Here is a 21,006-nt window from a genome sequence, read left to right on the forward strand (position 1 = left end):
GGAATGTCTCCTCATGCCGGGTTATCAGATCAGCGCGCGGCTTGCGTCGTGAAGAGAGCCGTAAGCCGCGCGTGATCCTCAAGGATCATCCGGGGGATATCAACATGTCCGATAAAGCCGCGTCCCTTTGGGCCATAACCCGTAGCCGTATCCTGTAGCCGGGGAATTTCCCCGAGAAGCAGGGACAGGTAGCGCGCCTCCGTCCAGGACTCTGACGTTACCGCCTCTCCAAGGTGGGGCGTGAAAGGCGGGGACGAAAAGAACAGGGTCGGTTGTTCGCGCCAGACATGGTGGAATGTCGCATCCGTGCGGCGTTGCAAAAGCGGGTCCTGCACCAGAACGACATGATGCGGCTTCAGCCCAAGCTCGTCGAGTGTGTCGCGTGTAAAAGCCGCGTTCTCGCCAGTATTCGTCGAGCGGGTCTCCAGAATGATCTGGTCACGTGCGATGAGGGAATCCGCTGCAATCAGCCGAGAGATCAATTCGGCTTCCGAAAGATCGGCGAGGGCAGAGGGTGCGCAGTCGAGGCGCGAGGCAAGAGCTGCCACAAGCGGCGGGGTCGAATGCCCGATACCACCTGTGATCAGCAACAGGCAGTCGTGCTGGCGCGCCAGGCTCGTGGCATGATCAACACAGGCAAGCACGCCATTGCCCGCAAGACAGATGAGGTCGATCCGGTTTGGCGCATCATCGACACTTGTCAGAGCCAGATAGCCAGCGATGCGATCGGCGGCTCCTCTGATCTCGGGTTGTTCCAAAGCGGAAAAATCCGGATGTGTCATCTCTGTCCCAACGCCTTCTCTCTCCCTTCACCGGTCAAGGGAGTGGCCGGCCAGGGTAGCGCCGCAGCTCCTGAAGAGATGCGGGGCCAATTTCAATTCCCGGTAAGTATGCTCTCGCGCTTGGGAAAACGCGGCATCACACTCGGGTCAGACCGTGAAATACTTGGCCCGAGGGTTGAGCATGACGAGCGCAGAAGTCGATTGCTCGGGGTGAAGCTGATAGCCATCCGATAGCGAAACCCCGATGCGCTCGGCATCGAGCAGCTTCAGAATGGGTTCCTGATCTTCCAGACGCGGGCAGGCCGGGTAGCCGAAGGAGTAGCGCGAGCCGCGATAGGATTGCGCCAGCATCTTTTCCATGTCGCGATCATCCTCACCCGCAAAACCGAGTTCGGCACGGATGCGCTTGTGCGTGTATTCTGCCATGGCTTCGGCCATTTCGACCGAAAGCCCGTGCAGATACAGATAATCCTGATAGCGATTGGCCTCGAACCAGTCCCGCGCCAGATCGGACGCTTTCTGGCCCACTGTCACGACCTGAAGGCCCACCACGTCGCGCTCGGCATCATCGATATCCCGCACGAAGTCAGCGATACACTCGCCATCTTCACGGGGCTGGCGGGGAAGGGCGAAGCGTGCGGCCTCGGTCACGCCATCTTCATGGAAGAGCACGAGGTCATTTCCTTCGCCCGCGGCCTTCCAGTAACCATAGATGGCCTGAGGCTTGAGAATGACTTCTTCCGCACAAAGTGCCAGCATACGCTTGAGCACCGGGCGCAGTTCCTGCTTGGCGTAGGTCATGAACTCTTCGAGCGAGCGCCCCTGCTTACGGAAACCCCACTGGAACTGATAGAGCGAGCGCTCATTCAGGAAGGGCAGCACAGCAGCGGGTGCGGCCTCGACCACGCGGGCGCCCCAGAAGGGCGGCACAGGCACAGGTTGCGTTCCGGCCACGCGGGCACGACGAGCGCGCGCCGCTTCCTTGTCGATAGGCGCGAAGCCACGTGTCTCGGCCAGCTCGGGCGCCCGTTCGACCTTGCGTTGCTTGCCCGCCCGACGCGTCTGGATGGCGCTTAGGTAGTCGTCAAACTGGTTGTTCACCACCTTGTCCATGAGCGACAGCCCGTCAAAGGCATCGCGCGCATAGGCGACGCGCCCTGCGGTCTCGATCCCGTAGGAGCGGGCACATTCATCTTCTACATAGTTGCGCGTCAGTGCCGCGCCACCGAGAAAGACAGGAATATCGATACCCTGACGCGCCATCTCCTCGAGGTTTTCGCGCATGATCACGGTGGATTTCACAAGCAGGCCCGACATGCCGATAGCCTGAGCGTTGTGCTCTCGTGCAGCGGTGATCATGTCAGCCAGGGGCACCTTGATGCCCAGATTGATGACCCGATAGCCGTTATTGGTCAGAATGATATCGACAAGGTTCTTGCCGATATCGTGGACGTCGCCCTTGACGGTGGCAAGGACCATTGTACCCCGTGCCTGACCCTCGACACGCTCCATATACGGCTCGAGCCACGCCACGGCGGTCTTCATGGTTTCTGCCGATTGCAGCACGAAGGGGAGCTGCATCTTCCCTGCGCCGAACAGCTCGCCCACCACCTTCATGCCATCCAGAAGCACGGTGTTGATGATGTCGAGCGGGGGCATCTCTTCCATTGCCGCAGCAAGATCATCCTCGATGCCCTTGCGGTCGCCATCAACGATACGATCCTTCAGACGTTCGGCCGGTGTCTCGGCGCGACGCTTCTGAACGGCATCAGCCGCCTTCCGGCCTGCAAAGAGTTCCAGCAGTTTCTGGAGCGGATCGTAGTCCTCGCTGCGTCGGTCGAAGATCAGATCCTCGGCGACCTTCACCTCCTCGGCGGCGATCAGATGCAGCGGGCGGATCTTGCTCACATGCACGATGGCGCCGGTCATGCCGGCCTTGACCGCATGATCGAGAAAGACCGAGTTCAGCACGGCGCGCGCCGCCGGGTTGAGGCCGAAGGAGATGTTTGACAGGCCTAGAATGATCTGGATCTCGGGGAAGCGCTCGCGGATCATCCGGATGCCTTCCAGCGTCCAGACACCCAGCTTGCGGTCATCTTCCACACCTGTGGCAATGGTGAAGGTCAGCGGATCGATCATCAGATCGGATTGCGGCAGACCATGCTTGGTGCAGGCAAAATCGACCAGACGCTCGGCAATACGCAGCTTGTCTTCCGGCGTCTTGGCCATGCCCACTTCATCGATCGTGAGCGCAATCACCGCGGCGCCGAATTTGCGCGCCAGGATCATGCGGTCTTCGGCATGGCCTTCACCGTCCTCGAAATTGATCGAGTTGATGATGGGTTTGCCGCCATGCAGCTTGAGCGCGGCCTCGATGACCGGGGTCTCGGTTGAGTCGATCACCAGGGGCGCGTTCACTGAAGACGTGAAGCGCGTGACGACCTCATTCATCTCGGCAATTTCGTTGCGTCCGACAAAGGCGGTGCAGAGATCGAGCGCATTGGAGCCCTCGGCGGCCTGCTCGCGCCCAACGGCAACGCAGCCATCCCAGTCGCCAGCTTCCTGCAACTCGCGCCATTTCTTGGAGCCATTGGCGTTGCAGCGCTCGCCAATGGAGAAATAGGAGTTCTCCTGACGTAGCGGGGTCTGGGTATAGAGGCTTGCGACAGACGGCACCCAGTGATGGATGCGCTGGACCGGGGCGGGGCGATGACTGGTCCCGCCACGCTTGCGGAGCATCCCGTCCAGCGCCTGGATATGCGGGGTGGAGGTGCCGCAGCATCCGCCCACCAGATTGAGCCCGTCTTCCACAATGAAGCGCTCGACCCAGCTTGCCATTTCACCAGGGGTGAGGGGGTAATGCGTCGTGCCGTTAACCAGTTCGGGAAGGCCTGCATTGGGCTGGATGGAAATCAGGCCGGGCCAGTTCTCGGACAGCCATTTCACATGCTCCGCCATTTCCTGCGGGCCGGTGGCGCAATTCATGCCGATGAGAGGCACGTCCAGCGCATGAATGGTGGTGGCTGCCGCGGCGATATCGGGGCCAACAAGAAGTGTACCGGTGGTCTCGACCGTCACCTGCACGAAGATCGGGGCATCCGAGCCCAGTTCTCGCTTTGCGGCCTTGGCGGCGTTCACGGCGGCCTTGATCTGGAGCGTGTCCTGGCAGGTCTCGATCAGAAACGCATCGACCCCGCCATCGATCAGGCCGCGGCATTGCTCGATGATCCCGGCCTCGAGGGTATCGTAATCGATATTGGCGAGGCTGGGCAGCTTGGTGCCCGGGCCGATGGAGCCCACAACATAACGGTGACGCCCGTCACTGAAGGTCTCGGCGGCCTCGCGCGCCAGCTCGGCAGATCTGCGGTTGATCTCGCGGGCGCGGTCCTGCAAGCCGAATTCGGCAAGGGTGACGATCGAGCCACCGAACGTATTGGTCTCGACCATATCCGCGCCGACCTCGAAATACCCGCGGTGAATCTCGCGGATCAGTTCGGGTCGCGACAGCGTCAGGATCTCGGTGCAGTTTTCCTGCCCCCAGTAATCGCGTTCCACTTCCAGATCGAGCATCTGGATGCGTGACCCCATCCCGCCGTCGCAAAGCAGGACATGTTCACGCAGGGCGTCGAGAAGATGAGGACGTGTCATGATGGCGGTCAGTCTCGCTGTATGGGTCAGGCGGCAGGGGCGAAGCCGCGACTGGGCGCTACGGCTGCCTGCCTTTTTTCAGAGGCTACGGCGTCTGTCCAGTATGATGCGAGGCTTGATCCTCAAGCGGCTGTGACGAAGCGGGAGGAGACAGAATAAGCCTGAGGCCGATTGGCGCCTCGAGGAGCAGCCCTTCAGAGCTTGTTCGGCGCACTCGAAAGGGGCTTCATAGTCGCCGGCTCGCCCCAGCAAAGGAAGAGACAGCCATGTCAGGTGATGGACGCATCCCTCTCTATATACTGAGTGAGCGCGATGCGATGCCGCAGGAACTGGTCCGGATTCAGGGTGAAGGTGCTTGCCTGGCCGTTGATACCGAGCGGCCTGGCGGCTGGGCAGTCTATCGGCGCATCGCCGCAAACGCATTGCCTGGGCGGGTTCATGCCCGGTTTTGCGCATGCTGTGCCGGGCGCAGCCCTGTTGCCTCTGCCCTCGACCAGCTCTTTCTCGACAGGATACGCGGGACGTCCCGATACTTTGCTTTCGTAATCCTCACCTGTCAGGCGTGTCGCGTGCGGGATATGGCGGAGTTGCTGCAACAAGATGCAATGGTCAGATCACGTTACCGAATTTAAATTCTATGTATTTTTTGGCCGGTTGGTTTGGAATTTACATAGTAACTTTGACGGAATATGTAGTGACCTCACGCCAAGTTCAGTGATTTCTATGACTTATGGTAAAAATCGAAGATTCTCGCTCGACAGGGGGAGGGGTATTCGCGCTATTCGGGCAGCCTGAAGTCTGAGCGGCTTAGTGAAACACAAGAGGAAGCTTCGTGAAGCATCGTGATGGCGTCGCTGCGGACAGCGAAAACCAGAATCCCGTCTATATCCGACTACGCGCCGCCATGGCTGCTGCCAAGTTCCATGGGCTGGACCTCGACATGCGTGATTTCGCTGCCGAGCCGGGCGAGGACTCGCCCTCACCAGCGGCGTTGGCACGATGGTTGAACGAGAACGGCGCCGTGGCGAAGGGGATGCGCATCAAGTGGCGCTATCTTGTTCGCATGCAGAACACGCCGCCCATTGTGCTGATGTTCCGCGACGGCTCTGCGGCGCTTATGGTGCGTGCCGATCCGGAAAAGAATATCGTCTGGCTTCGTGACCCGCTGGGTGATGAAGGCAGTGTGCCGGTGGCAGTGGACGAGCTCAGACTGACGCAGGTCTGGACGGGTGATATCCTTCTGGTCAAGCGTCGCCGCGACCTGTCCGAGGCTGATGCCCCTTTCGATCTGATGTGGTTCGTCCGCGTCGTGATGCGCGAAAAGCAGTCATTACGCGACATCCTTTTTGCTTCGATGGTATTGTCGGTACTTCAGATCTTCCCTGCCATGATCGTCATGCAGGTGCTCGATCGTGTGGTGAATTATCACTCGATGTCGACTCTGGTATCCATCACGGCAATTGTGTTGATCCTCAGCTTCTATGAGACCTTGCTGACCTATGGCCGGCGCGAGCTGACTCTGGTCATGACGACGCGTGTCGATACCCGTATCTCGCTGCATGCGTTCAACCGGCTGCTCGCCTTGCCACTCGAATTTTACGAGCGTGAACAGACCGGCCGAATTCTCGGGCGTTACATGTCCATCTACAGGGTGCGTGACTTCCTTACCGGCAAGCTCATGTCCACCTTCCTGGATATGTTCACACTCCTCGTCATCCTGCCCATCCTGTTCTGGATGAGCTCGACACTGGCCTGGATGACAGTTGCCTGTGCGGGTCTTATCGGCCTGATCATCGTGATCTTCCTGGGCCCGATGACACGCGTCTATAACAAGATGATCCGCGCCGAGATGGAGCGTAGCTCGATCCTTTATGAGACTGTAGCAGGTATCCGTACCGTCAAGACACTGGCGCTGGAGCCGACACGTCGTGAGAAATGGGATGAGACCACCGCTGAAGTTATTCGCTGGAAACTGGCTGCAGGGCGTATGCAGAACTGGCCGAGCACACTGGTCATGCCGCTCGACATGTTCATCAATCGCGGCATCATCCTTGCTGGCGCCTATCTGATCCTGACCGGATCGAGCAGCATCCAGCCAGGTGCCCTGATGGCCTTCATGATGCTTGGTGGTCGTGTGGCGGCGCCGCTCGTCGGACTGGCCAAGATCCTTGAAGACGTGAACGAAGTCATGACGTCGCTTGGTGAAGCCGGACTTGTGCTCAATCAGCCGACCGAAACAAAGGCGCTGACCTCCGGTCTGCGTCCGCCAATCAAGGGCGCGCTGTCTTTTGCCCAGGTCGACTTCAGTTATCCCGGCTCGACCATGAAGGCCCTCAACAACGTCAATTTCGAAATCCCTGCTGGCACCATGTTGGGGCTGGTCGGGCGCTCGGGTTCGGGCAAATCGACCGTCACCCGTCTGCTTCAGGGTGTCAGCCGAAATTATACGGGTTATCTGCGTCTCGATGGCGTGGAACTGCGTGAGATCAATCTCAGCCATCTGCGCCGCTCATTCGGTGTCGTGCTCCAGGATAACTTCCTGTTCCGTGGCACAGTGCGCGACAATATCACTGCAGGACGTCCGGGCTACACGATGGACGACGTGATCCGCGCCGCGCGTCTGGCGGGGGCAGAGGAATTCATCGATCGCATGCCCGCCGGCTATGATACCCCGATCGAGGAAGGTTCTACCAATATCTCGGGCGGTCAGAGGCAGCGCCTGGCCATCGCACGCGCCGTGATCAGCGACCCGAAACTGATGATTCTTGATGAGGCCACCTCGGCGCTCGACCCCGAGAGTGAAGCGTTGGTGAATGCCAATCTGCAGCGTATCGGCAAGGGCCGTACGATGGTGATCGTCTCCCACCGTCTGTCCTCCCTGGTCGATTGCCATCAGATCTGTGTCATGGACAAGGGCAAGGTGGTCGATGTGGCGCCCCATAGTGTGCTGCTTGAACGCTGCGAGATCTATCGCATGCTTTGGATGCAGCAGAATCGTCACGAGCATTCCGCCCATAACAAGAACACCGATCAGAATGATGATCCCATGCTGATGGATGAGGAATAAGCCATGAGCAACAAGGATATTGTTCCCGAAGACGGGAACCAGGAAGTCACTGAAGTCCAGCAGCACGTCCCGCGGGCGGCTGATGATCCGTTCTCTCCCCAGGGGCTGCCTCTGGCGCTGCTGGAGTTTCACTCCCCGAGTGCGGCTCTTGTCAATTTGCCGCCTACAGCGTCAGCGCGTTACATCATCTGGCTGGTCGGTGCCCTGTTCTTCTCGAGCCTTATCGCGGCGTCGGTGTTCCCGCTGAACAAGGTGGTGAGCACGCCGGGTCGACTGGTGGCTGTGAACAACAACCTCGTCATCCAGCCGATGGAAATGTCGATCATTCGTTCGATCGATGTCGAGCTAGGTCAGTATGTGAAGAAAGGACAGGTGCTCGCCCATCTCGATCCGACGATCACTAAAGCCGATATCGTCAATCTCAAGGCCCAGCGTGATTCCTACCAGGCGACGATCAATCGTCTTCATGCCGAGGCCGAGGGGAAGACATTCACGCCGGATCTTAACGACAGTTATTCGGTTCGCGAGGCGGCTTCATATGCCCGTCGCAAAGCCGAGTACACGGCAAAGGTGAATCAGTTCGATCAGGAGATCGCGTCTTTGCAGAGCCAGATCAACGGCTCTCTCGCCAGCGCGGCCATGCATCAGAGTCGTGGTCGTGTTGCGAATGAAGTGCTGCAGATGCGTCGTCGTCTCCAAGCTGATCAGGTGGGGAGCAAGCTTTCTACCCTTGCAGCGCAGAGCGAGCTGATGGATGCGGAAAGAGCGCAGATTGAGGCTCAGCAGACGGCAGCGTCAACAAAGTCCAAGCTTGCCGCGATCCAGGCGGAGCGCGACGGTTATATCGAGAGCTGGAAGGCGCAGGTCTATACGCAGATCACCGAAGTTCAGCATCGCCTTGATGAATCTGTCGGGGATTACGAGAAAGCCGCGTTGCGGAACAAGCTGGTTCTGCTCAAGTCGCCCGATGAAGGCGTGGTGCTGAACATCGCGAAACTCTCCGTGGGTTCCGTGATTTCGCCTGCCCAGGTTCTGATGTCGATCGTGCCCACAGGCGCCGCACTCGAAGTCGAAGCTGTTCTGAAGGGCAATGACGCAGGCTTCGTGAAGCTGGGTGATCATGCGCTGCTGAAGTTCGCGACCTTCCCCTATACGCAGTATGGCGGAGCTGAGGGTACGGTGCGCCTGATCAGTGCAGACGCATTCACCGCATCTGATGCGAAGAACGCTGCGATGGGGCAGATGGCGGCTGGTGACGAAGATCCTTCGCAGAGTGGTTATTACCGTGTTCGCCTACGTATCGACCGTTATACGCTTCATGGCGTGCCGAGCTTCTTCCATCCGACGCCAGGCATGTCTGTATCGGCCGATATTCAGGTGGGCAAACGCACGATGATCCAGTGGCTGTTCAGCAAGGTCATTCCCGCCATGTCGAATGGTATGCGCGAGCCAAACTAACCGAAGACGATTTCTCCAGAGGAGAGCAGGGTGGCTTTAAAATCCCGTCTCGCATCAATGGTCTCGCGTGATGCGAGACTCAATTATGCGATCACCCAGATCGAATCTGGCGAAAACGCCGTTCAGGGTTTTGCCCTGCTCGGCCCGCTCGCGACGCAGGGGAGCGTCGAGGCACAGTATCGTATCGGCAAGGCTTATCTGGAAGGCTGGGGAACCCCCCCCAGTCTTGAAGATGGCACGAAATGGATGCGCAAGGCTGCCCAAGGCGGTCATGTGCAGGCCCGGCTCATGCTGGGCACACTCTATCTCATGGGCTTTCCCGAAGGTTTCGACGAAAACCGCCCGGCAATCCTGATCGACAACCGTGAACACAAGCGGATTCCTGACTTTCATCAGGCGGCGCATTGGAGTCGTCTGGCGGCCGATGAAGGCCAGCCCGATGCTCAGGCGCTACTTGGCTATATACTGACAAACGGCCCCGAAGATCTGCGCGATCCTGCACAGGCGCGGGAGTGGTACGAAAAAGCTGCGGCTGCGGGTTCGGCCCAGGGGCATCTCGGTCTGGGTATGGCTCTTCATACCAACCCGACCGCAGACAATGATCTGGCACGAGGCACCGCCGAGTTAAAACTCGCCGCTCAGGCAGGGCTTGCGACGGCTTTTTATTTCCTCGCCTGGATCAACGAGCAAGGCATCGGGCAGGAGGCTGACTTCACTGCAGCCGCCGGCTATTTCGAAAAGGCTGCTGAACGCGGTGTCGCTCAGGCACAAACGCGCTATGCGCTCTATCTTCTGCAAGGCAAGGGCGTTCGGCGCAGGCTGGACCGTGCGGAGACCTGGCTTCGCCGCGCTGCGATGGGGGGGGACGCCGAGGCTGCGGCGCTTTTGGGCGATCTGCATATTCGGGGTGAGGAAATGGCCCCGAATTATCTGGAGGCAGCAACCTGGTACCAGATTGCTGCCGAACTGGGTCATGGGGCTGCTGCACGAGGGCTGGGGCTGCTCTATCTGACTGGCACAGGGGTGCAGCGGGACCCGGATGAAGCTGCAAAGTGGTTTCGTGTTTCTGCGGAGTGCGGCGACCGGGTGGCCGATGCCGATCTAGGCAATCTTGCACTGACCGGTGTCGGTTCCGAGCAGGACCGTGATGCCATGCGCAAGCGCTTCCTTCAGGCGGCCGAGAAGGGCGACCTCGTGGGCGCGTTCAATCTCGGCGTGTGCTATGCCGAGGGGGTCGGGATCGACCGCGATGACACTCAGGCTGCATACTGGATGCAGCGCGCAGCCGATGGCGTCGTGAATGCGCAATACTGGCTCGGGCGCATGTATCTCGAGGGGCGGGGTGTCCCGCATGACATGGATCTCGCCTTGCGATGGCTCGATCGGGCGGCGCAGGCGCGCATGTCTGAAGCCATGACCCTGCTCGCGCAGATCCTGGTTTCGGGTCGGGCGCCTGAGGGGAAAGATCATCAGCGCGCGCTTGCCCTGTATCGGCAGGCTGCCGAGCAGGGATATGTCGATGCCATGTTCTCTGCCGGTGCCATGCTGGGTGGCGGCCACGATGTCGCGGTTGACCGCCGCGAGGCGCAGCACTGGTTCAGGTGCGCGGCCGAACGTGGCCATGCGCTTGGTCAACTGATGCTGGGCCGTTATCTGAAGCGGGGTCTTGCTGGTGAGGTCAATCCGGTCGAGGCCCGTATATGGCTTGAGCGTGCCCAGGCTCAGGGCGTGAATGATGCTGCGGTAGAACTTGCGAAGCTCGAACGCCGTCTGGGTGGACATGGCTGAAGGGCGCAAGCCCTCAACCCGCCGGCCACCTCCGGTCCAGTCGGGCTATGGCCATGTGGTGACAGCCAGAGACCGGGCCGACTGGCAAAGGTGGCACGACGCCCGGGCGCAGGATGCTTATCGCCGCGGCACGGATGCCTCGAATAACGGCGACGCACAGGCGGCTCTTTATTGGCTCGGGCGCGCAGCCCGCATGGCGCATCATGATCCCAATGTGATCTTTGCCTATGGCATGGCGCTGCTTTCGGCCTCGCGGTGGGAAGAGGCGGTCACGCGTTTCGCGTGGATCGCCAAGCGCTTTGTCATGCGAAAGGCGCTGGTGGGCCAAGCCATCGCCTTGTCTCATCTCGGCCGCATGGATGAAGCCGTCGGTATCTTCGGTCGTATGCTGGCGCATTATGCCCCCGCCGATGAGGTGCTGCCCTGGACGCGGCATTTTTCTGCCCGGTCGGGCTGCCCTGGGTGGTGCGCGACGAGCAATGAGGGGGTCATGCGCGGCGAAGCGCAGGGGCTGGTCACGATCAGCCTCGATGGCGAGATCGTTGCCACTGATGTCGCGCTTCCCTTTGTTCTGCCCGAGAGGTGGATGAAGGCATCGATGTTGAGCGCGCAGTGCGGCGGCAAGCTGCTTTATGGCGCTCCGATCGATTTGACGGCCATACGCCATATGCAGGGTTTTGTGTCAGTGCGTCGCCATGCGCTAGACGGTTGGATCTGGTATCCGGCAGATCCCGATTTCACGCCGCATGTCTTCGTCGAGGCCGGCGACAGCCATTTCGATCTCACCGCGTCGCAGCTCGAACAGGCGACATTGCTTGAAAAACCGCTCGCACGGCCACGCCATTTCGCGCTTGCGCTCGACACCTTGCCCAAGGGGGTGGTTCACCTGCGGGATCGTTACGGTCAATCCCTGACGGGTAGTCCGCTTGCGCCCGCGGCGATGGCACTTCTCGATCATGCTGGTACGACGCACGCCTTTCAGGCGCCTGAGGATGAAGTCGTCGTTACCAACCGGCCGCGCCGTCCTCCAATGAAACGCCGTGTGCCGGGATGCCTTGTGGTCATACCTGCTTATCGCGATCATGGTCTGACCCGACGCTGTATTGAGGCTGTGCTGACCGACAAGAGCGACGATCTGGAATGCCTGGTCGTCGATGATTGCTCTCCTGAGCCAGCTTTGCGCAGCATGCTCGCAGAATTTGCTGCAAAGGGCGCGATAACACTTATCGTTCAGGAAGAGAATCGTGGCTTCACGGCCAGCGCCAATGCCGGGCTGGCCTGCGCACAAGGGCGCGACGTGATCCTGCTCAATAGTGACGCCCTGCTGCCCAAAGGGGGAGTTGCCCGTCTGCGGGCATGGCTTGATCGCGCAGATCGTGTTGGCACGGTTACCCCTTTCTCCAACGATGCGAGCATTCTGTCCTATCCCTGTGTGACGCGGCCGAACCCTGTGCCGGATCGGCGTACAGCCCTGTCGCTGGACAAGGTGTTCGCCTCTCTTCCAAAAACTGCGCTTATCGATCTGCCGACCGGTAACGGATTCTGCATGGCAATACGCGGGGATTGTCTCGAGGAAACCGGGCTGCTGAATGTCGATATCTTCGCGCAGGGCTACGGTGAGGAGAATGACTTCTGTTGCCGTGCCTCAGCCCTCGGGTGGCGTCATGTGGCAGCAACGGATCTTTTTGTCAGGCATGTCGGCTCGGTCTCGTTCGGTCGGACACGCAGCCTGCTTCTGGAACGCAATCTGCGCATGCTCAACATGCTGCATCCTGGTTATGATGAGCAGGTCGCTGTGTTCATCGCTGAAGACCCCCTGCGTCTGATACGACGCAATGCCGGGCTTGTGCGAATGATCGCAAGGCGCAAATCAGCGGCGTCCTGTCTGATCATGGTAACGCATGATTCCGGCGGAGGGGTTGAGCGGGTGATCAGTCACCGGCGTCAGCAGGCAGAGGCGAGGAAGGAGCAGGTTCTGATCCTGCGTCCCCACGAACGGGGGTGTCGCATTGAGGATTGCGGCGGGGATACGGTCAATCTCGTTTTTGATTTGCCGCAGGAATGGCTGGATTTCGTATCGATCCTGCGCCGCATGAAAGCTGATCGTATCGAATGGCACCATCTGCTCGGTCACGCGCCGGTCATGCATGATCTTGCGGGTGCGCTGGGCATGAAATGGGATGTCGTCCTGCACGATTATATCTGGTTCTGCCCGCGTATCTGCCTGGTTGGTCCGAATGACCATTATTGTGGAGAGCCTGCTCTGGCCGGATGCGAAGCGTGCGTAGCGCAGCAGGGCTCGCTGATTGACGAGCGCCTCTCAGTGGCGGAACTCGTGGCGCAATCCGAGCAGAGTCTGCGGCAGGCCAACAAGGTTGTGGCCGGATCGCTCGATCTACAGAGACGCTTCAGGCGGCATTTTGCCGGGCTGGACGTTACGCTCGAACCGCTGGAGGCCGGTAACTATCCGCCTTTAAAGCCCGCTCGCGCGCTGGATGGCGGAAGGCGGCGTATCTGCGTGCCTGGCGCGATCGGCCGGGAGAAGGGCTATGATATTGTGCTGCAACTGGCCGAGGATGCGGCAAAGCGTAATCTGCCTCTCGATTATATTATCGCGGGTTATACCATCGACGATGACCGTCTCATGGCAACGGGTCATGTCCAGATATCCGGTGAGTATCGCGAAGACGAGGCTGTCAGCGTTATCGAGTCGTTTGACTGCGATCTGGGCCTCATTCCCTCCATATGGCCGGAAACCTGGTGTTTCGCGCTCTCCAATCTCTGGAATGCCCGGCTACGCGCCGTAAGTTTCGACCTTGGCGCGCAATCGGAGCGAATACAGCGTGAGGGCAGGGGGTCTGTGGTGCCGCTCGGTATGCCTGTGTCGCTATTGAGTAATGTGTTGCTACACTTTTCACATCAAATGATATAGCTTTTACTGGGTAGTATGTAGTGCTATACATCCGATTATTCCTTTGGAGAGTTCTGTAGCCACATTGTGCAAAATTCCCAAATGCACACCTAAATCAAAGATGGGTCGATATAGATGTCTAATTCCGCGAGTTCTTCAGGGACGGAGCAGGTTGTTCAGCTCAAGGTTCATGCTTCTCTGATGACCTTTGACGCCGGTCTTTTTTGTGTGTTCCTGCCGCCGGAATACGCGGTCCAGAGCGTTAACGGCTATCCCGCGGTGACCGTCACGCAGGCGCCGAACATGCCCAACGGCATTGTGACGATCAAAACCTTCGAAGATGATGGTGTGATCAGCAGCAGCCACGGCGCAGGTGCCGGTGCAGCGCTTGTTCGTGTCGCGCGTGGTCCTGCTCAGGTTATGGTGACGACATACCAGGCCCCTGACAGCTCGCTGCCTGCCCCTGGCATCCAGGTGGCGCGTCTCTCGGGCGATCCGGCAGCCGCCGCGCCGGCTGCTGCGCCCGCTGCCCAGCCTGCCCAAGCTGCACCTGCTGCTGCGAGCAACCCTGATTTCAAGCCTGAACTTGCCGCCCATGTGCAGCGTCGTGGCGACGTACTGGCCCAGATCGGGGAGTGGATGGGTGAGCCGGGCAGCCAGAACTGGATTGAGGGTTTTGGCATTGCGCCGCAATCTCTCGTTGCACCTGAGGATATCGAGTATCAGGCTGTTCTTGGTAAGGGGTGGCTCTCCCCCTGGGCCGAGGCCGGTCAATATTGCGGATCGCGCGGCATGGCCCTGCCGATTCTGGGCCTATGCGTACGTCTCAAGAATGGTGCCGAGGAAAAATACGATATCGCGATCAGCGCGACCTTCACGGATGGCACGCGCATCGGGCCGGTCGCGGGTGGCGTAACGCTGGAAGCCGAGTCTCTTGCACCGCTCGAGGCATTCCATCTTGAAATCCTGCCTCGTAACGGTGCGGTGGCCCCTGCTGCCAAGGAAGAGCGAGCCGCCAAACCTGCTAAAAAGCCCGTCTCGCGTCGCAAGACAAGCGACGCCTGAGTTTGGGCCAGCCCCGGTACCGGTCGGTATCGGGGCTGTTTTTTTGCCGTGATTTCCTGTCACTCTCAGATCTGACGAATGGCTGAAACGGCGTCCCGCACCGATGCGCGCGGATGCTGCCCTGCCGTTCCCTGTGTCCCTGCCAGCCAGAAGGCTTTGTCGTCTTGCGTTTCCTGTTCGTGCACCAGAATTTCCCGGGTCAGTTTCTTCATCTGGTCAGGCATCTTCATGAGCAGGGAGGCCACGAGATCGTTTTCATTTCCGAGGCCAATGAAGGATATCTGCCGGGGGTCAGGCGCGTTCTCTATCGTCAGGAACGTGTGGTATCGCCTCATACCCATCCTTCGCTACGCGAACTTGAGATGGGGCTGAGCCGAGCGGAAGCCGTTGCAAGGGCAGCGCAGACACTCAAGGGTCTTGGATACACCCCTGATATCATTATCGGGCATCATGGCTGGGGCGAACTGCTCAACCTGGTCGATGTGTATCCCTCAACGCCCATTCTCGGCTATTTCGAGTTCTTCTATCATACTGACAAGAATGACGTTGATTTCGATCCGGAATTTCCGCCCCGGCCCGATCTGGCGCCCAATGTCCGGGTCAAGAACGCCATCAATCTCCTTGCCCTGAACCTGAACCAGCATGGTCAGACCCCCACGCTGTTTCAGAGAGGGACGTATCCCGACTGGACGCATGGCCGCATCAAGCTGCTGCGCGAAGGGGTCAATCTCGATCTCTGTGCGCCAGATCAAGCGGTGTTCAAAAGCGATGTCGTTATCGGCGACCTGGTGATCCGCCCCGGGGACAAGCTTGTGACCTTTGTGGCGCGCAACCTTGAGCCCTATCGCGGGATCCATAGCTTCATGCGGGCGCTCCCGCGTATTCTCGATGAACGCCCCGACGCACGGATCGTCCTGATCGGTGGCGACGGGACAAGCTATGGTGCGCCGCCTCCTTCAGATGCGGGAAGCTGGCGCGATATCTTCTTGAAGGAAGTGGCGGGACGCATAGACACCGATCGGGTGCATTTTCTGGGCAAGGTCGATTACGACACGTTCAGGCTTACGCTGCGACGCTCTGATGCGCATGTCTATCTGACCTATCCCTTCGTCGCCTCATGGTCCTTGCGTGAGGCCATGGCAACGGGGTGCGCCATCGTGGGAAGCCAGACGGCTCCGGTGGAAGAGTTCATTACGGATAGACGGACAGGATTACTGACCCCGTTTCTCGAACCCGATCGCATTGCGGATTCTATCCTCGAAATTCTTGAGGACCGAAAGCTGGCGGCCCGCTTGCGCCGGGCAGCCCGTCGACATGCGGAAGCCGAGCTGTCGCTTCAGGGCTATCTCGAAAACTACGACGCCCTTATCGCCTCCATCGTGGGATGAAAAGGCAATAAGGGCGTGTATAGCGCAGGCTGATCGAGGCCCCTGCGAGGCAGGGGCGTGTGAGGATCAGAAGATTTCGATGTGCGACTTGAAGCCGAGTGTTGCTGCATCCTTCAGGCCCTGCTGGGCACCCGGACGGATGAAGTATTGGAAATCAGGAGCGAAGGTGATGCCGCGCCAGACGCGGATCTGATACATCGCTTCGATGACCATCCCGTTGGTCTGCGGGAAGAACGAGCCGTTAAGCAGGGTCTGATAACCCAGGCTCTGCTGGATTTCCTGAGCGGTTTTGACCTTCTTGGAGACCTGGATGTAGCTGAAGTTTACACCCCAGGCATCCAGCGGACGGGACTTCCAGAAACCACGATCGAGCACGCCGATCGAGTATTGACGTTCACGCGTCTGGGTTACAGGCGAGTTGTTGTAGAACACGCCAAGCAGGGTGATGCCGGCATCGGGACCATTGCCCTTATGACGCATGATCATCTGATCGGCCAGAGCATAGGCAGACCACGAGTTGTTGTGAACCTTGCGGGCCTGGCCCGTTACAGCCCAGTAATTGTCGTTGATATCGTACAACACGTCCGGATGGGGTGCCGTATCGACAATACCACCAAGCTTGTAGTGACCCGGCAGCTTGTCCTTGCCGAAGATCGGCTCCCAGCCGAACTCGACCGGTGCGGCCTCGCCATTGATATCCGCGCCGTTCCACTTGAAGCCCGTGCGCATCTGCTGCACGCCGTAGATGCCCATCGTGTTGAAGTAAACGCCGGCCTGCAGGTAGGTGTACTGCGACGGACGAACACGGACACGCGCTGCCCAGTTCGAATCCGGGTAGGATGAATGGCTGGTATTGTCAGAAGAGGCCTTCGGGTTACCGCAGAAGGCATTATTCATGAAGTTGCAGTACAGCGGGTTCGACGAGAAGTCGGTCAGCAGCGGAATACGACCGGCGGCAATGTCGAGGTGACCATTGAACAGCGTTTCTTCACCGTAGATATAGACAAGGTGAACGACCACGTTACCGCCACCGCCATAGATTTCCTGGCTGGGGTTCAGGTTGTCACCAAACATGCGGCTGGCAGGAATACCGTAACGTCCGACGAACACGGCGTGGGTCGAAAAGCCGCGAATACCGGCAAGCTTTTCCCAGTCGATATCGTTTTCAAAGCCATACTGACCGGCATTGCTGCTGCCCTGTCTCAGGCCCAAGCCTTTGGTCGGGCTCGTGATGGCACCCGCGAATTCGTTGGTCGTGTCCAGAAGGATCGCGACGCCATGCTGGCGCAGCCAGGTGTTCCATCCCCATGGATCATCGAAAATGGCCTCCGGATGGGGCAGGGGCGGGACGGATGAATTCTGGAAATTGACTGTGCCGATCGGGCTCGAGACACGCACCGAAGGTGCAAGGCCTGTGCCGTTGGGCGCACCCCCAGCCAGAGGCGACTGCGCCTGGGCCGACGGCATGGCAGCAAGGGTAGCGAGAGCTGTGGTGACGACACCCAGCGCCTTAGTGGAGATACGGGGAAGAGACATGAGTGCAATCCGCCAGTCGGATGAAAAACGCGAGGTTCCGTGACTTTCCGGGATGAGGTATTTCATTCCTTATCCCAACATGACCCTTTTATTACATCTAATTTAGATTTGGCAATGGGGCAGAAAGCCGGATTAGGCTCACAGCGCTGTGATATAAAAAACCGGAAAGACGCTGTGTCTTTCCGGTCACTGTTTATTACAGCGTGGTGGTGTTACTTGGCGGCTTCAAGAGCAGCAATAATCGCTTTCTTGGCCTCTTCTGGTCCTGCCCAGCCCGAGACTTTGACCCACTTGTTAGGCTCGAGGTCCTTATAACGCTCGAAGAAGTGGCCGATTGCCTTCAGAGTGATTTCAGGCAGATCGTCGATCGTTTTTACATCGGTATACTGCGTGTGGATCTTGTCGTGAGGCACGCAGATGATCTTTTCATCCTGTCCGCTTTCATCTTCCATCTTCAGCATGCCAATGGGGCGCGCACGAATGACCGCACCCGGAACGATCGGCCCCGGTGCCAGAACCAGTGCATCGGCCGGGTCGCCATCAGCAGCCAGCGTATTCGGAATGAAACCATACGCGGCCGGATAGTACATCGGGGTGAAAAGGAAGCGATCGACGAAAACGGCGCCGCTTTCCTTGTCCACTTCATATTTGACCGAAGAGCCCTGCGGGATCTCGATCACGACATTGATGTCATCGGGAACGGATTTGCCGGGGGAGATCTTGCTGACGTCCATCACTACATGTCCTGGTGGGGGTGAATTGATCGCCTTATCTTAACCGCTCGTTTCCTCCCTGCACAGATGCCGTAACGTTATGTACCGTCCATGTTGTTCTATTGGTCACGGTTCTGGGCAGATGTGATAAGGATCATGCTCTTTGCCCGTGATTTACCGATCAACATGGCCCAGATCACGCTCCGGGGCGATCACGTCGCGAACGCGCTGCTTGATGTCCTTGGGGCCGGGGAAACCCCCGTCGCGCTTGCGCTCCCAGATCAGATGATCACCCGCCATGATACTGAAGTGCCCCCCGGTATCGGGAATGAGGGCGACTTCTGCCAGCTCAGTGCCGAAGGTCTGCAGCAATTCCTGGGCGATCCAGGCGGAGCGTAACATCCAGTTGCATTGGGTGCAGTAGCGTATCGCAATACGTATCCCGGCCGAGGGGAGGGAAGAGGGGAGCGGCATGGGGCTTTGTGCTGTCGTATTGTCTGGCATCGTTATTGTCCCTGTCATGACCGTCCGATCAGGTCGTCTTTTGATTTGTAGGAAGATTTAAGAATGGGTCAGGGTGGAAACCAGTCATATCTTGTTGCTCGTGCAATACCCGTGTCCTGAAGCACGACGATCGTGCGAGGCTGGGGAGATGCCTGTGATGCGGCGGGAGAGCTCTCGCAGGCAATGACAGACAAAATGACGAACAGACCTATTTCTTTGTCATGTCGTCTTGCAAATGGGGCCGAATTGCGCGATTTCCTGCACAACCTGTGCGCCTGTAGCTCAATTGGTTAGAGCAGGCCGCTCATAACGGCTTGGTTGCGGGTTCGAGTCCTGCCGGGCGCAGGGGTTTTTACGCTCCTATGCGGAGCGCACTCGAGCCGCGTTCTCGTCCTATTCCGTCCGACCATTCCATCAGGAGATCCGTCATGGCCGCCTATCAGTATGTCTATGTCATGAAGGACCTGACGAAGGCCTATCCCGGGGGCCGTGAGGTCTTCAAGGGTATCACCCTGTCCTTCCTTCCCGGCGTCAAAATCGGTGTGCTCGGCGTCAACGGCGCCGGTAAATCGACTCTGCTCAAGATCATGGCCGGTATCGAAAAGGAATATGGCGGTGAGGCCTGGGGCGCTGAAGGCGCGCGCATCGGTTATCTAGAGCAGGAGCCCAAGCTCGACGAGTCCCTGACCGTCGGTGAGAACGTGGCACTCGGCTTCGGTGACCTGAAGCACGCGGTGGATCGCTTCAACGAGATCTCGATGGCTTTTGCTGAGCCGATGACCGACGATGAAATGACCGCGCTTCTGGCCGAACAGGCCGAATTGCAGGAAAAGATCGACGCTGGCGATGGCTGGGAGCTGGACCGCAAGCTCGAGATCGCTCTTGAAGCCCTGCGCTGCCCGCCTGCTGATAGCCCTGTCACCATGCTTTCTGGTGGTGAGCGCCGTCGCGTGGCGCTGTGCCGCCTGCTGCTCGAAAAGCCCGACCTGCTGCTGCTCGACGAACCGACCAACCATCTCGATGCCGAGAGCGTGGCTTGGCTCGAAAAGACCCTGCGCGACTATCAGGGCACCGTCATGGTCATTACCCATGACCGCTACTTCCTCGACAATGTCACGAACTGGATTCTCGAAATCGAGCGCGGTCGTGGTTATCCGTTCGAAGGCAATTACTCTTCCTGGCTGACCCAGAAGCGCAAGCGTCTGGCTCAGGAAGAGAAGGAAGAGAGCTCGCGCCAGCGAGCCCTTGCCGCCGAGCAGGAGTGGATCAGCGCCTCGCCGAAGGCCCGTCAGGCCAAGAGCAAGGCCCGTATCACCAAGTACGAGGAAATGCTGGCCGCCAGTCAGGAGCGTGCCGGTGGCACGGCCGATATCGTCATCACCCCCGGCCCCCGTCTGGGTGGCACGGTCATCGAGGCGGAGAATCTCTCCAAGGGCTTCGGCGATCGTCTGCTGATCGACGGCTTGAACTTCAAGCTGCCGCCGGGTGGTATCGTGGGTGTGATCGGGCCGAACGGTGCGGGTAAGTCCACGCTGTTCAAGATGATCACGGGTCAGGACCAGCCGGATGGCGGTGCACTCAAGATCGGTGACACGGTCAAGCTCGGCTATGTCGATCAGTCACGCGACTCGCTCGATGACAGCAAGACGGTGTGGGAAGAAATCTCGGGCGGCACGGATGTCATCCAGTTGGGCAAGCGCACGGTGCCGTCACGCGCCTATGTCGGGGCCTTCAACTTCAAGGGCTCCGATCAGCAAAAGCGCGTCGGCGTGCTGTCGGGTGGTGAGCGCAACCGCGTGCATCTGGCCAAGATGCTCAAGAAGGACAGCAATGTCATTCTGCTCGACGAACCGACCAACGATCTCGATGTCGACACGCTGCGTGCACTCGAAGACGCTCTTGCCGAATTCGCCGGTTGCGCCGTGGTCATCTCGCATGATCGCTGGTTCCTCGACCGTCTGGCCACGCATATCCTCGCCTTCGAGGGTGATAGCCATGTCGAATGGTTCGAGGGTAACTTCCAGGATTATGAAGAAGACAAGCGTCGTCGCCTTGGCCCGGATTCGACCGAACCGAGCCGTATCAAGTATCGCCCCATCGCACGCTAAGGGATGAAGATGTCGGAGCTGTTCATCTCTGACATCTC

At 59.0% G+C, this 21,006-nt stretch carries 13 protein-coding genes and 1 tRNA gene; 9 read left to right on the top strand and 5 right to left on the bottom strand.

Features of this window, described 5'->3' with window-relative positions:
- Positions 1-29 precede the first annotated feature (29 nt).
- Both Asbog_RS03050 and metH read right to left on the bottom strand, forming a co-directional pair.
- Positions 30-782, bottom strand: coding sequence for a YdcF family protein (locus Asbog_RS03050; protein ID WP_062164048.1), 753 nt, complete (start codon positions 780-782; stop codon positions 30-32).
- A gap of 147 nt (positions 783-929) precedes the next feature.
- Positions 930-4,430 carry a methionine synthase gene (metH, locus tag Asbog_RS03055; RefSeq protein ID WP_371861660.1) on the bottom strand — a complete coding sequence of 1,167 codons (3,501 nt, stop codon included), beginning with the start codon at positions 4,428-4,430 and terminating at the stop codon, positions 930-932.
- Between the two features lie 266 nt (positions 4,431-4,696).
- Between metH and Asbog_RS03060 the strand changes: the two genes are divergently transcribed.
- The 7 genes from Asbog_RS03060 to Asbog_RS03090 all read left to right on the top strand — a co-directional run bounded on the left by Asbog_RS03060 (position 4,697) and on the right by Asbog_RS03090 (position 16,107).
- Positions 4,697-5,062 carry a hypothetical protein gene (locus Asbog_RS03060; protein ID WP_062164050.1) on the top strand — a complete coding sequence of 122 codons (366 nt, stop codon included), beginning with the start codon at positions 4,697-4,699 and terminating at the stop codon, positions 5,060-5,062.
- A 272-nt stretch (positions 5,063-5,334) separates the two neighbouring features.
- The gene (locus Asbog_RS03065) at positions 5,335-7,497 is read left to right on the top strand and encodes a peptidase domain-containing ABC transporter (RefSeq protein ID WP_083510926.1); all 2,163 of its coding nucleotides are present in this window, start codon (positions 5,335-5,337) and stop codon (positions 7,495-7,497) included.
- Between the two features lie 3 nt (positions 7,498-7,500).
- Positions 7,501-8,955, top strand: coding sequence for an HlyD family type I secretion periplasmic adaptor subunit (locus tag Asbog_RS03070; protein WP_062164052.1), 1,455 nt, complete (start codon positions 7,501-7,503; stop codon positions 8,953-8,955).
- Positions 8,956-8,985: 30 nt separating this feature from the next.
- Positions 8,986-10,743, top strand: a complete 1,758-nt coding sequence (locus Asbog_RS03075) for a tetratricopeptide repeat protein (protein ID WP_062164053.1) — start codon at positions 8,986-8,988, stop codon at positions 10,741-10,743.
- Complete coding sequence (locus tag Asbog_RS03080) at positions 10,736-13,675, top strand: glycosyltransferase (protein WP_062164054.1); 2,940 nt, start codon at positions 10,736-10,738, stop codon at positions 13,673-13,675. Before Asbog_RS03075 ends, Asbog_RS03080 begins: the two co-directional genes overlap by 8 nt.
- 114 nt (positions 13,676-13,789) lie before the next feature.
- The gene (locus tag Asbog_RS03085; RefSeq protein ID WP_062164055.1) at positions 13,790-14,719 is read left to right on the top strand and encodes a hypothetical protein; all 930 of its coding nucleotides are present in this window, start codon (positions 13,790-13,792) and stop codon (positions 14,717-14,719) included.
- A gap of 164 nt (positions 14,720-14,883) precedes the next feature.
- Positions 14,884-16,107 (top strand): glycosyltransferase, encoded by a 1,224-nt coding sequence (locus tag Asbog_RS03090; protein ID WP_062165682.1) that lies wholly within the window; start codon positions 14,884-14,886, stop codon positions 16,105-16,107.
- Between the two features lie 66 nt (positions 16,108-16,173).
- Here Asbog_RS03090 and Asbog_RS03095 read toward each other — a convergent pair whose 3' ends face one another.
- The 3 genes from Asbog_RS03095 to Asbog_RS03105 all read right to left on the bottom strand — a co-directional run bounded on the left by Asbog_RS03095 (position 16,174) and on the right by Asbog_RS03105 (position 18,830).
- Entirely contained in the window at positions 16,174-17,643 is a 1,470-nt protein-coding gene (locus tag Asbog_RS03095; protein ID WP_083510927.1) for a carbohydrate porin, read from the bottom strand.
- Positions 17,644-17,855: 212 nt separating this feature from the next.
- Complete coding sequence (gene ppa, locus Asbog_RS03100; RefSeq protein ID WP_062164056.1) at positions 17,856-18,377, bottom strand: inorganic diphosphatase; 522 nt, start codon at positions 18,375-18,377, stop codon at positions 17,856-17,858.
- A gap of 153 nt (positions 18,378-18,530) precedes the next feature.
- Entirely contained in the window at positions 18,531-18,830 is a 300-nt protein-coding gene (locus Asbog_RS03105; protein ID WP_062165683.1) for a SelT/SelW/SelH family protein, read from the bottom strand.
- 301 nt (positions 18,831-19,131) lie between these two features.
- Here Asbog_RS03105 and Asbog_RS03110 point away from each other — a divergent pair.
- A tRNA-Ile gene (locus tag Asbog_RS03110) sits at positions 19,132-19,205 on the top strand.
- An 83-nt stretch (positions 19,206-19,288) separates the two neighbouring features.
- Positions 19,289-20,968 carry an energy-dependent translational throttle protein EttA gene (ettA, locus tag Asbog_RS03115; protein ID WP_023979103.1) on the top strand — a complete coding sequence of 560 codons (1,680 nt, stop codon included), beginning with the start codon at positions 19,289-19,291 and terminating at the stop codon, positions 20,966-20,968.
- Positions 20,969-21,006: the final 38 nt, after the last annotated feature.

Origin of the sequence: Asaia bogorensis NBRC 16594 (genome assembly GCF_001547995.1) — a bacterium.
Lineage (GTDB): Bacteria > Pseudomonadota > Alphaproteobacteria > Acetobacterales > Acetobacteraceae > Asaia > Asaia bogorensis.